The sequence below is a fragment of the Winogradskyella flava genome (assembly GCF_014243395.1).
GTDB classification, from domain to species: domain Bacteria; phylum Bacteroidota; class Bacteroidia; order Flavobacteriales; family Flavobacteriaceae; genus Winogradskyella; species Winogradskyella flava.
The window spans coordinates 436,107-447,817 of the sequence record NZ_JACLCP010000001.1 but is presented as its reverse complement, the minus strand read 5'-3'; the positions used below and the strand labels follow the sequence as shown (position 1 = coordinate 447,817).

Here is an 11,711-nt window from a genome sequence, read left to right as displayed (position 1 = left end):
TTAAACATCGTCATAATCCACAACAACACTAGCAGAAGTAGGATGGGCTTGGCAGGTTAAAATCAGACCTTCGGCCACTTCACTATCTGTAAGAATATTATTTTGGCGCATTTTGGCCTCACCTTCTGTTAATCGTGCAATACAGCTACTGCAAATACCGCCTTGACAAGAATATGGAGCGTCAATATCTTGTTTTAAAGCGGCTTCTAGAATGGATTGCTCTTGAGGCATTTCAAATTCAAACGCTTCATCATCAACAAGCACCTTTATTTTTGAGTTACCGTTAGATATCGCAATGGTTGAGTCACCATCAGTTTCGACTGGAGCAGTAAACAATTCAAATAAAATATTTTTCTCCTTAATGTTATTTTCAACCAATACATCCTTTACAGTATTAATCATTTGCTCTGGCCCACAGAGATAGAACTTTTCTATAGTCACGTCTCTGTACTTGTTTTTTACAATAAGATTGACCGTACTTTTTTCGATGCGACCAAATAATGCATCATCTTCATGAGCTTGACTGTAAATAAAATGGATGTGGATACGATTCCCATATGCATTTTTTAAGGCCATGAGATCTTTAAAAAACATAGTGTCTTCAACAGATTTGTTGCCATAAACCAAAATAAAGTTGCTGAAAGGTTCGTCTTCTAGCAAAGTTTTCGCAATACTTAATATTGGTGTAATGCCGCTACCAGCAGCAAAAGCAGCTACGCTTCTGGTCTTTGCTTCATTGGGCTCAAATACAAATCGCCCATTAGGTTCTGCAACGTCAATTATATCACCTGCCTTGAGTTTGTCGTTGGCATAAACAGAAAATGTTCCATTTTTAACAGCTTTAACAGCAACTGTAAGGTCTCCACTATGTTTCGAGGAGCAGATAGAATAATCGCGGCGAACGTCTTCACCATCAATGGTAGTTTTTAGAGTGATGTACTGACCTGCTTCAAAAGCGAAATTATCTTTTAAGTTGTCAGGAATATCAAAAGTTATGGCAACAGACTTACTGGTTACCTTATCTATTGATTTTATATGTAGCGAATGAAATTGTGACATTACAATAATTTTTTTGCAAAAATAAGGAAGCCTTACTTTTTGAAACTAGAATTTAAGAATTAAATAATACCTAAGATTCTTATACATAAGGAAATTATGTATATTTGTAATATGAGTAATTCAAAATTATACAAGGGCAGTTTAAACACTATTATTCTGAAGTTGCTGAATGAGCACGACAAAATGTACGGTTATGAGATTACACAAAAGGTAAAAGTCTTGACTAAAGGGGAGCTCAATATAACTGAGGGAGCCCTCTATCCTGCACTACACAAATTGGAAGCGGAAGGCTTGTTGGATGTTGAGTTGGCAAAAGTCGATAACCGCTTACGAAAGTATTATAAACTTACCGAAACAGGAACAAAAGAAACCATTAGCAAACTCAATGAGCTTGCAGAATATATTAAGACCATGCAGAAGTTGGTAAATCCGAAATTGGTTTAGTAGATGAAACTCACAAAAGAGGAAATAAAATATATTGAGAATTATCTCATAAAAAATGAAGTGAAATTCTGGGATGTGCGATTAGAACTTTTAGATCATATCGTCTCTGCTATTGAAGATAAGATTGACAATGAAGGCATTTCATTCAACGAGGCATTACTAGATGTGCATCATGGCTTCGGGAACCGAATTCACAATGGCTACACTTACGATTTGGACTTTGAAAAAGCATTGCATATTGACAATAAAGGCTTTAAGAAGTTTACGTTAAAAGCGCAAAAAGAAATGGGTAGACAACACAGAAAGCGGTTTTGGAAAACATTTCCTAAGTATTTAATGTCATTTCGTTTTTTTATAGAAATCTTAATTGTTATTGGGGTAGTTTATAATGTGCATCAACAAAGCCCTAAAACTTCAGCAATTATAGCCTTGATTGTCTGTTTCGTACCAGAAATTTCCAAGGTATTCTTTGGTGTTTTTGATCGATCTAACAGGAGATCTCTTAAAATGCAAATGGCCGTTAATCTTAGCAGTTTGTACGTATGTATGTCTTATTTGTCAATGGGCATTTTTAACTCATACTATGAAGACGCGGCAAACAAACCCTATGTGTATTTGACCGTGACTTTTGTTTGTTTATTTCCCTTTGCAAGACATGGCCTTGCCACTTATAAGCAAATATTTAAAGAGAATCAAAAGGAATATAAACTTATGTGCTCATGAAACTCACCAATTCTCAAATACAGGAGCTTTATACGTTCACTCAAAAGCACTATGTGGAATGGTTCGATGTGCAAACTGAACTGGTAGATCATTTGGCTAATGGGATTGAAGCACAATGGCAAGAAAATCAAAAAATATCTTTCGATGATGCTCTAAAAGCAGAATTCAAAAAATTCGGAATCATGGGTTTTAGCAATGTCATAGAAGAAAAAACAAAGGCTTTAAATTCCTACTACAGAAATTTGGTTTGGACCTACTTTAAAGACTTTTTTAAGTTGCCAAAAATCATACTGACATTGCTTTCGACTTGGTTGTTTTTTGAAATACTTCAACTTACTCCTAATAAAAATTGGATAGTGATTCCAGCATTTACTATATTATTTATAGTACCAACCGTTTTCTTTATAAATGTTGCTAAACGTATCCGAAAAACTGAATATGTAACGAACAAAAAATGGCTTTTTGAATCCATTAATCTTCAATTGGGAGGTTTGATTCATATATTGAGTATCCCCTTATATACTGGAGTTTTTTTTGAATCAATTGATAAATGGCCAATACTATTTCAAGTTATATGTTCTATAGTAATTGTGCTATTAGGAATGTTAATCTATATTTCAATTTTTATAGTGTCACCAAAATTGAGAATACAAATGGCAAAACAACACCCAGATTACAAATTTGTATAGCGTTTGTAACAAAGCATAAAGAAATACTACTAATCCATCACATTAACTAACCAAAAGCTATGATAAAGCACTTTCTTAATCTAGAATGGAAACAATACTTCCGTTCCTCGTATTGGCAAAAGAGCATTGCACTTAATATTTTATTAGTGTTTTTTGCATTATATTTTGTTGTTATGTTTCTTGGTTTAGGCTTTGGCCTACTTTTTATTTTAAAGAAAGCCTTTCCGGAACAAGACGCATTTGTTGTGGCCAATGGTTTTATGTTTTATTGGATAATTGGCGACTTACTAATGCGTTTTTTTCTGCAGAAACTACCAGTTATGAGTGTAAAACCACTTTTAACCACACCCATTAAACGGTCTACAATAGTCAACTTCGTTTTAGGGAAATCAGCATTGTCATTTTTCAATTTCTTGCCATTATTTGCAATAATACCATTTAGTATTATGCTTATTAGGGATGGTTATTCGACCTCCATGATTTTAACATGGATGCTTACAATGATCATCATTGTGCTCATTATAAATTTTCTGAATTTTATTATTGAGGCCTTTTCTGCTGAAACGGAACTGTCTTTTCTCCCAGTTATAGCCGTTGTTGGTACGTTGTTTGGTCTAGATTACTTTAATGTCTTACCAATGAAGACGCTTGTTGGTGATGGCCTAATGTATATTGCCAATAACCCTATTTTCATTTTAATACCATTTGCAATATTAGCCGTTTTTTATGTTTATAATTTTAAAATCCTAAAGGATAAATTATTTCTGGATAGCTCGCTAAAATCTAAAGTCACAGAAGTTAAAGCGGCCGATTTATCATGGACCAATAGATTTGGGGATATTGCGCCATTTATGCAGTTGGATTTAAAACTTATCTGGCGAAATAAACGAACCAAATCCATGGCAATGCTTTTGGTTATAGGTGTGCTTTATGGCCTGTTTTTCTATCCGCAACCCATGTACCGTGAAATGGAATTTATGTTTGCCTTTATTGGTATTTTTTCAACAGGTTTTTTCCTTATCAATTTCGGACAGTTTATACCTGCTTGGGATAGTGGCTACTATAAAATGTTAATGAGCCAAAATATTAAATATGAACAATACTTGCGTTCTAAGTTTATACTTATGGTCATGAGTGTTGTCATCTTATTTGTTTTGGGCATTCCATACGTCTATTTCGGTTGGAAAATTTTAATAGCACATTTTGCGGCTGCAATTTATAATATAGGGGTTAACTCGCATGTGATACTTTGGGGTGGTTCTTTCAACAGAAAAAAGATAGATTTAGATAAAAAAGCAGCCTTTAATTACCAAGGTACCGGCGCAGTACAATGGTTAATTGGTATTCCTTTAATGCTAGTACCAATGGGATTGTTTGCGCTAATCAACTGGCTCATCGCTTTCGAGGCAGCAGTTGCGATGCTTATTATTCTTGGAATTTTAGGTATTGTATTTCATAAGAAATTAATGGGATTTATCACGCAAAAATATCTCGATTCTAAATATAAAATGATTGACGCTTTTAGTCAAGACAACTAATAACACACCGACAAAATGATATATACTAAAGACCTTTCAAAATCATACAGTGGAACTACGGTTCTAAATATTGAAGAATTATCTATCCCAAAAGGCCAGAGTTTTGGTTTGGTTGGGAATAATGGTGCAGGAAAGACGACTTATTTCAGTCTACTTCTCGATTTAATAAAGCCAACCACAGGAAGTATTACAAGCAACAGTGTTGTTGTAGATCAAAGTGAAGAATGGAAACCTTTTACATCATCTTTTATTGATGAAAGCTTTTTAATTGGTTACTTAACCCCAGAAGAGTACTTCTATTTTATTGGCGATTTACGAGGGCAAAATAAGGCAGATGTTGATGCTCTAACGGCACAGTTCGAGGATTTCTTTAATGGAGAAATTATAGGCAAGAAAAAGTACCTGCGTGATCTAAGTAAAGGTAATCAAAAGAAAGCGGGCATTGTTGCAGCACTTATAGGAAATCCTGAAGTTATTATTCTTGATGAGCCATTTGCCAACTTGGATCCTACGACTCAAATCCGCTTAAAGCAAATTCTTAAAGATTTAGCTGAAAAACAAGGCGTAACCATTTTAGTGTCTAGCCATGATTTAATGCATGTCACTGACGTATGCGAGCGTATTGTAGTGTTAGAAAAAGGAAATGTTGTCAAGGACTTAGAGACCAATCCAACCACCTTAAAAGAATTGGAGGCACATTTTGCAAGCGGTATGGCTACTTCTCAAGAAGAGGAATAAAAACAAGCAATCTTACTTTAAAAACTCGTAATTATTAATTCTTGATTACGGGTTTTTTTATTGACTAGAACCCTGTTATTCCTCGAAAACCTGCCAAATAACATCAAAAATTCAAAAAGATGTTTATTTTTACCACTTAACACACTAAAAACCCAATAGTTTAGTTATCTATTGACCAAATAGAACCAACGTTGCAATTTCAAATTAAACCTATATTATCAGTCTTTTTATTAGCGATGATCGCTCAAGGTTGTTCGCGTAAAAAGGATACCTTTATCAATAGAAATTTTCACGCCCTTGGTACGGAATACAATATTCTCTATAATGGTAATATAGCTTTAGAACGTGGTAAGTTAGGTGTAAATGATGAGTTTACGGAAAACTTTTGGGAGCTTCTTCCAGTAGAGCGCATGACAGTGAGCGAGGATATTTTTCTTCCCGGACAAACTAAAAATGCAGATTTTGAACGTGCCGAGGAGAAAGCAATAAAAGCCATTCAAAAGCATGGTATGAATATCGAGGGAAAGGAAAAAAACCCTCAGATAGATGAAGCTTATCTATTATTGGGCAAGGCGCGATATTTCGACCAACGTTTTGTGCCAGCGCTTGCCGCTTTCAATAACATCTTAAATAAATATCCTACAAGCGATAAGATCAACCAAGTAAAAATATGGCGCGAAAAGTCTAATATGAGACTAGATAATAACGAGGGCGCTATTAAGAAACTAAAGCGTTTGCTTAGGTATGAGGATATCGAGGGTCAAGACTTAGCGGATGCAACTGCCGCTTTGGCTCAGGCTTATATAAATATTAAAGCTAAAGACAGTGCCCTAACCCAACTTGGTATTGCAGCAGAAAACACAAAGGTTAAGACTGAAAAAGCACGCTATCGCTATATAAGAGGTCAGCTCTATAATGAGTTCAGGGAAAAAGATAGTGCCAATATGGAATTTGATGCAATCATAGATATGCATAGACAAATTCCAAGGTCGTTTTACATTAATGCGCACTTAGAGCGATCTTATAATTTTGATGTGGCCAATGGTGACGAACTTGAGTTTCAAGAATACCTTACTGAATTAGAAGAAAATAGAGAGAATAGACCATTCCTGGATAAAATATATTATCGTATTGCAGAATACCATAGGAATAATGCCTCAGATAGTTTAGCTGAGGCTTACTATAATAAGTCTCTTAGAAAAACAACATCGGACAATTATTTAAAGTCACTCAGTTATGAAACACTGGGTAACATGTATTTTGATCGTAATGTTTATAAAACTGCGGGAGCGTATTACGATAGTACCATGACTGCTATGGTCAAAAACACAAAGCCTTATAGAATCCTTAAAAGGAAGCGTGAAAATTTAGATGATGTTATTTATTATGAGGGAGTAGCTCAGACTAATGACAGTCTTTTGTACATGATAAGTCTTCCTAAGGAAGAACAACTAAGGCTTTACTCTGAATATGCCGAGCGATTAAAAGCATTGGCAATAGAAGAAGAGAAACGCAAGGAAGCCGAGTTGAAAAAGCAACAAACACAGACATCTGCTTCAACTAACGATTTTGATAGACAGACGCGATCGAGCATGAGCTCAAGAAGTCTACAAGGGGAATTTGGCTCTAAAAAAAGCACAGCAAGTAAACCGGGATCTAGTAACTTCTACTTTTATAATCCTACCACAGTAGCCTATGGAAAAAATGAATTTCTAAAACTTTGGGGAGATCGAAAACTTCAGGATAACTGGCGATTGTCAGATCAACGAGCAACGGTTAGTAATGTAGATAATAAAGTTGATATTGCAGAATCAGCTAAAGAAGAGGAACGATATAACCCAGAGACCTACATAGCCTCGCTACCGACAGAACAAAAAGAGATAGATAGTATAGCCAAGGAAAGGAATTTCGCCTATTATCAACTTGGAATTATTTACAAGGAAAAGTTTAAGGAATTGGTATTGTCTAAATCTAGATTTGAGAAGCTTTTAAAGAACGATCCTGAGAATCGATTAATTCTACCTTCAAAGTATAATTTGTATAAGATTTACCAGGAATTGGGTCTGAATAGAAAAGCTGAAGCAATGAAAAGTGACATTATTGCCAATTATCCAGAGTCGCGCTATGCGGAAATTCTCTTAAATCCAGAATCTGAATTATCCAAGGACGAAAACAGCCCCGAGGTTATCTACACCAATTTATACAAGAAGTTTGAAGAAGAAGCCTATGCTGAGGTTATTGCTGAAACAGAAGCTCAGATTAAGCGTTTGGAAGGTGATGATTTTGTGCCAAAATTCGAAATTCTCAAAACTTCCGCCAAAGGAAGACTTTATGGTTTTGAAGCCTACAAGGAAGGTATTGACTATATTGCATTAACATATCCTAATACAGAAGAAGGTAAAAAGGCTCAGGAACTATTAAAAAATGCTATTCCTGTGCTGGCTAAGAAAGACTTTATAAATGACGACAAGCCTAAAAATTTTAATGTTATTTACAAGTTCGAGAATGGCTCTGGCGAGGATATAGAAGCATTTATGAAAATTTTGAATGAGGAAGTCCTCAAGGTAAAGTACTTTGATTTAACAGTTTCCAAAGATCTATACGACGAAAACACTACCTTTGTAGTGGTTCATGGATTAAAAAGTATTCAAGGCGCGAGTGGTTTTGCCCAATTGCTTCAATCTGAAAATAAAGATGAAAGAGGACGACCAGCCAAGCCAAGAATTACAAAGGAATATTTTGCGATATCCTCACCAAATTATGCCATTATTCAACGACATAAAAATTTAAATACATATTTAGAGTTACAATAACTTAATACCAAATCGAGATGTTTTCTTCAGAAAATAAAAAACCTAAACAATCAAGCACTATGGAGACAAGTACGCAACAAAATGTTATAGCACAAGGCACAAAAATTGTAGGAGATATTGCCAGCCAAGGTCCTTTTAGGATAGACGGAACAGTTGAGGGCAATGTAAAAACTACGGGAAAAGTTGTAGTAGGTAAATCAGGACTTATTAAAGGAACTTTGCAAGGTGAGAATGCCGATTTTGAAGGGAAATTTTCAGGTAAGCTCATATTATCTGGAACTTTATCCTTAAAATCTACAGCTCATATTGAAGGAGAGGTTCATACAACTAAATTGGCAGTAGAACCAGGAGCGACATTTAATGCAACATGTAGCATGAAAGGCACAGTAAAAGCATTACCTAATGAACCAACCAAGGCAAAGCCGTCAGAACAAGCCACCCAAAGACCAGAAAGACAGGCTTAATACATATGCTCGTTTTTCGGGTATAGCTATACAAATGTTTGCCATTATTGGCATTGGTTCTTATGCTGGTGTAAAATTAGATGTACACTATCCAAATAAGCACAATCTCTATACTATAGTACTGTCATTATTATCTGTAGTACTATCAATTGTTTTTGTAATTAGACGTATTATTGCAGCTTCAAAAGATAGTTAAATGGAAGCGTTTAAGAAAAGGCAAATCACATTTCTGTTGCAATTAATAGGTGTCAGTGCCGTTTTATTTGGGATTCATAGTTATCTGCTATATCATTTTGCAAGTGATATGGAATTCTTCTTTCCCGTATGGCAGATTTATACGTTTCATCTTGTTGTGACTTTGGTGCTTTACACCATTATTAATTATAGATATTCTTCTGGAAAGACAGATATATTTAATGTTTTCATGGTAATGACATTTTTAAAAATGGCTTTAGCCATAGTTTTCTTGCTTCCATTAATACTGTCGGATGTAGAAAATAAACAGCCAGATGTTTTCAACTTTTTTATTCCGTATTTCTTGTTTTTGTTTTTCGAGGTTTTTACACTCACCAGATTTCTTCAAAAAGAATAGAATTTTTTATTTCAAATAAGTCTTTGAATTACTTGTTTTTACCGATTATAAGGCCTTTAAAATTATACCAAAATTATTGTTTGTCAATTCATTTAATGTACGTACATTTGCAGCGAATTTAAAAGAAGGTATTTTAAAGCCACAAAGAATGACATTAAGCACCTTAAAACGTACAGTATTTACAGTTCTGTTTTTATCAGTATTTAGTTTTGGTTTTGCCAAGGATGCTAAAGAAGGAGGAGATGATGAAAAGTTTGACGCCAAGTCAATGATTATGCATCACGTTAAGGATGCGTATGGTATGCATATCATTACGCTTAACGAAGGTAAGGAAGATGAGAAACATATTACTATTCCGCTACCAGTTATTCTTTGGACGGACAATGGCTTAACGACTTTTATGTCTTCTGAGTTCCATCACGATTACCACGGTCATGAGATTGTAGAGAAAAACGGTGGGAAATTCGTTAATGTTCACGAAAAAATTTACCAACTTAATGCAGGTGAGACGGCCGTAAAGTTAGACGAAGAGGGGCACCCTACAAATGCAGAAATGCCTTTGGATTTTTCAATTACAAGAAATGTCTTTATGATGTGGATTTCGGTTGCGGTGCTACTATTAATTTTCTTTACTGCAGCACGCCGCTACAAAAAATCAAGTGATAATGTACCGTCAGGTATTGCAAGTTTTGTGGAGCCATTGGTTGTGTTTGTGAGAGACGAAATTGCAAAACCAATGATTGGTGAGCATAAGTATAAAAAATATATGCCTTACCTATTAACTGTATTTTTCTTTATCTGGATTAACAACATCTTTGGTTTGATTCCAATTTTAAACGGAGCCAACCTTAGTGGTAACATTGCGTTTACAATGGTATTGGCAATATTTACATTCATCATCACAACATTTAGTGGAAACAAAAACTATTGGAAGCATATTTTCTGGATGCCGGGCGTACCTGTGCCAATGAAGATATTTTTAGCGCCAATAGAAATTATAGGAATATTTACAAAGCCAATTTCGCTTATGATTCGTTTGTTTGCTAACATCACAGCGGGCCATATTATCATATTAGCGTTAATGTCTCTAATATTTATTTTTAAATCTGTTGCAGTAGCACCAGTTTCAGTAGCGTTCTCATTATTTATTGGGATCATTGAAATTGTAGTCACAGCAATACAAGCATATATATTTACAGTATTGTCAGCCCTCTATTTTGGAATGGCAACTGAGGAAGCGCATCATTAATTAATTTAAATTTTATATTATGACTATTACTGGAATTGCAGCTATTGGAGCTGGTTTAGCGGCTATCGGAGCTGGTGTAGGTATTGGTAAAATTGGTGGATCTGCTATGGAAGCTATGGCACGTCAACCAGAAATGCATGGAAAGATTCAATCTTCTGCATTAATTTTAGCAGCCTTCGTAGAAGCGGTAGCGTTATTTGGCGTTGTAGCAGCGTTAATCGTATAATTATGATTACACTAACTACAGAAGTAGCGGTTGGCTGCTTCTGTAGTTTTTATCGTTCTTCATAACTTAAGTGACGGAGAATAAAATTTAGATTAAAAAGAATTTATAAAACATGGATTTAATTAAACCTGGATTTGGATTAGTATTTTGGACAATTATAACGTTCCTAATATTATTGTTTTTATTAAGAAAGTTTGCATGGAAACCTATTCTAGGCGCCGTTAGCGAAAGAGAAGAGGGAATTAAGGAGGCGTTGGCGTCTGCTGAAAATGCACGTAAGGAGATGGAAAATCTTCAAGCAGATAATGAGCGTATTCTACAAGAAGCACGTGCAGAGCGTGAAGCGATGCTTAAAGATGCGAGAGAAATAAGAGAACAGACCATTGCCAAAGCAGAAACTGAAGCTCAGGAAAAGGCAAGTAAGATTATAGAGAAAGCGCAAGCTGCTATTGAAAGTGAAAAGAAAGCGGCAATGGCAGAATTAAAGAGCCATGTTGCAGGATTGTCTTTAGACATCGCTGAAAAAGTAGTGCGTAATGAATTATCTAACAAAGACAAGCAACTGAAGTTGGTTGAAGATATGTTGGGTGAAGCAACCTTAAAATAAGTATAAATGTCAGGATCAAGAGCAGCAGTACGATATGCTAAAGCGGTTTTAAGCTTAGCACAAGATCAAAAAGCAGCAGAAGCGGTTAATAGTGATATGAAACTTATCTCTGAAACGATTGCTCAAAGTGATGAGCTTAGACAAATGCTTCAAAATCCTGTTGTAAGATCTGCAGACAAGAAGTCTGTGTTATCCTCTGTGTTTCCTAAAGTGAGCGCTAATTCAGAAAATTTAGTCAATACCTTAATTTCAAATAAAAGACTAGCGCTTTTAGGTGAAGTGGCTTCAAGTTATGTACAACTATTTGATCAATTAAGAGGAAGTCAGGTTGCTCAGGTTACTACAGCAGTGCCTTTAACGGGAGATTTAAAGACTAAAGTTTTGGTTAAGGTCAAAGAACTTACAGGTAAGGAAGCAGAAATAGAAAATATTATAGATGAGAGCATTTTAGGTGGTTTCATTTTACGAGTTGGAGATACACAGTATAACGCTAGTATCGCAAACAAACTCGATAAATTAAAAAGAGAATTTACATTAAATTAAGATAATATCTATCTAATATAAATAAA

The 11,711-nt window shown here is 35.1% G+C and carries 14 protein-coding genes; 13 read left to right on the top strand and 1 reads right to left on the bottom strand.

The window, feature by feature from the left end:
- Positions 1-1,059 carry a ferredoxin--NADP reductase gene (locus H7F21_RS01945; protein WP_185787549.1) on the bottom strand — a complete coding sequence of 353 codons (1,059 nt, stop codon included), beginning with the start codon at positions 1,057-1,059 and terminating at the stop codon, positions 1-3.
- A gap of 111 nt (positions 1,060-1,170) precedes the next feature.
- Between H7F21_RS01945 and H7F21_RS01940 the strand changes: the two genes are divergently transcribed.
- From H7F21_RS01940 to atpH, 13 genes are all read left to right on the top strand, one after another.
- Complete coding sequence (locus H7F21_RS01940) at positions 1,171-1,503, top strand: PadR family transcriptional regulator (protein WP_185787548.1); 333 nt, start codon at positions 1,171-1,173, stop codon at positions 1,501-1,503.
- A gap of 3 nt (positions 1,504-1,506) precedes the next feature.
- A complete protein-coding gene (locus H7F21_RS01935) occupies positions 1,507-2,226 on the top strand; it encodes a hypothetical protein (protein WP_185787547.1) in 720 nt (239 codons plus the stop codon).
- Entirely contained in the window at positions 2,223-2,915 is a 693-nt protein-coding gene (locus H7F21_RS01930; RefSeq protein ID WP_185787546.1) for a hypothetical protein, read from the top strand. The genes H7F21_RS01935 and H7F21_RS01930 overlap by 4 nt, the downstream gene beginning before the upstream one ends.
- Positions 2,916-2,974: 59 nt before the next feature.
- The gene (locus H7F21_RS01925; protein WP_185787545.1) at positions 2,975-4,453 is read left to right on the top strand and encodes a DUF5687 family protein; all 1,479 of its coding nucleotides are present in this window, start codon (positions 2,975-2,977) and stop codon (positions 4,451-4,453) included.
- 15 nt (positions 4,454-4,468) lie between these two features.
- Positions 4,469-5,191: an ABC transporter ATP-binding protein gene (locus H7F21_RS01920; RefSeq protein ID WP_185787544.1), complete on the top strand. Its 723-nt coding sequence runs from the start codon at positions 4,469-4,471 to the stop codon at positions 5,189-5,191.
- A gap of 191 nt (positions 5,192-5,382) precedes the next feature.
- Positions 5,383-8,004, top strand: coding sequence for a type IX secretion system periplasmic lipoprotein PorW/SprE (porW, locus tag H7F21_RS01915; protein ID WP_343067415.1), 2,622 nt, complete (start codon positions 5,383-5,385; stop codon positions 8,002-8,004).
- Positions 8,005-8,021: 17 nt separating this feature from the next.
- The gene (locus H7F21_RS01910; RefSeq protein ID WP_185787543.1) at positions 8,022-8,468 is read left to right on the top strand and encodes a bactofilin family protein; all 447 of its coding nucleotides are present in this window, start codon (positions 8,022-8,024) and stop codon (positions 8,466-8,468) included.
- The gene (locus H7F21_RS17325) at positions 8,407-8,664 is read left to right on the top strand and encodes an AtpZ/AtpI family protein (RefSeq protein WP_185787542.1); all 258 of its coding nucleotides are present in this window, start codon (positions 8,407-8,409) and stop codon (positions 8,662-8,664) included. Before H7F21_RS01910 ends, H7F21_RS17325 begins: the two co-directional genes overlap by 62 nt.
- The gene (locus H7F21_RS01900; protein WP_185787541.1) at positions 8,665-9,060 is read left to right on the top strand and encodes a hypothetical protein; all 396 of its coding nucleotides are present in this window, start codon (positions 8,665-8,667) and stop codon (positions 9,058-9,060) included.
- A gap of 148 nt (positions 9,061-9,208) precedes the next feature.
- The gene (gene atpB, locus H7F21_RS01895; protein ID WP_185787540.1) at positions 9,209-10,309 is read left to right on the top strand and encodes a F0F1 ATP synthase subunit A; all 1,101 of its coding nucleotides are present in this window, start codon (positions 9,209-9,211) and stop codon (positions 10,307-10,309) included.
- Between the two features lie 19 nt (positions 10,310-10,328).
- Positions 10,329-10,535, top strand: coding sequence for an ATP synthase F0 subunit C (atpE, locus tag H7F21_RS01890; RefSeq protein WP_103050608.1), 207 nt, complete (start codon positions 10,329-10,331; stop codon positions 10,533-10,535).
- A gap of 112 nt (positions 10,536-10,647) precedes the next feature.
- Positions 10,648-11,142, top strand: a complete 495-nt coding sequence (locus H7F21_RS01885) for a F0F1 ATP synthase subunit B (RefSeq protein WP_185787539.1) — start codon at positions 10,648-10,650, stop codon at positions 11,140-11,142.
- A 6-nt stretch (positions 11,143-11,148) separates the two neighbouring features.
- Positions 11,149-11,685 (top strand): ATP synthase F1 subunit delta, encoded by a 537-nt coding sequence (gene atpH, locus H7F21_RS01880; RefSeq protein WP_185787538.1) that lies wholly within the window; start codon positions 11,149-11,151, stop codon positions 11,683-11,685.
- Positions 11,686-11,711: the final 26 nt, after the last annotated feature.

Coding starts and splice junctions, on each gene's coding strand:
- H7F21_RS01935 (WP_185787547.1), top strand. CDS start 1,507: ATGAAACTCACAAAAGAGGAAATAAAATATATTGAGAATTATCTCATA.
- H7F21_RS01920 (WP_185787544.1), top strand. CDS start 4,469: ATGATATATACTAAAGACCTTTCAAAATCATACAGTGGAACTACGGTT.
- H7F21_RS01925 (WP_185787545.1), top strand. CDS start 2,975: ATGATAAAGCACTTTCTTAATCTAGAATGGAAACAATACTTCCGTTCC.
- H7F21_RS01900 (WP_185787541.1), top strand. CDS start 8,665: ATGGAAGCGTTTAAGAAAAGGCAAATCACATTTCTGTTGCAATTAATA.
- H7F21_RS01930 (WP_185787546.1), top strand. CDS start 2,223: ATGAAACTCACCAATTCTCAAATACAGGAGCTTTATACGTTCACTCAA.
- H7F21_RS01945 (WP_185787549.1), bottom strand. CDS start 1,059: ATGTCACAATTTCATTCGCTACATATAAAATCAATAGATAAGGTAACC.
- H7F21_RS01910 (WP_185787543.1), top strand. CDS start 8,022: ATGTTTTCTTCAGAAAATAAAAAACCTAAACAATCAAGCACTATGGAG.
- H7F21_RS01885 (WP_185787539.1), top strand. CDS start 10,648: ATGGATTTAATTAAACCTGGATTTGGATTAGTATTTTGGACAATTATA.
- atpB (WP_185787540.1), top strand. CDS start 9,209: ATGACATTAAGCACCTTAAAACGTACAGTATTTACAGTTCTGTTTTTA.
- atpH (WP_185787538.1), top strand. CDS start 11,149: ATGTCAGGATCAAGAGCAGCAGTACGATATGCTAAAGCGGTTTTAAGC.
- atpE (WP_103050608.1), top strand. CDS start 10,329: ATGACTATTACTGGAATTGCAGCTATTGGAGCTGGTTTAGCGGCTATC.
- H7F21_RS01940 (WP_185787548.1), top strand. CDS start 1,171: ATGAGTAATTCAAAATTATACAAGGGCAGTTTAAACACTATTATTCTG.
- H7F21_RS17325 (WP_185787542.1), top strand. CDS start 8,407: ATGAACCAACCAAGGCAAAGCCGTCAGAACAAGCCACCCAAAGACCAG.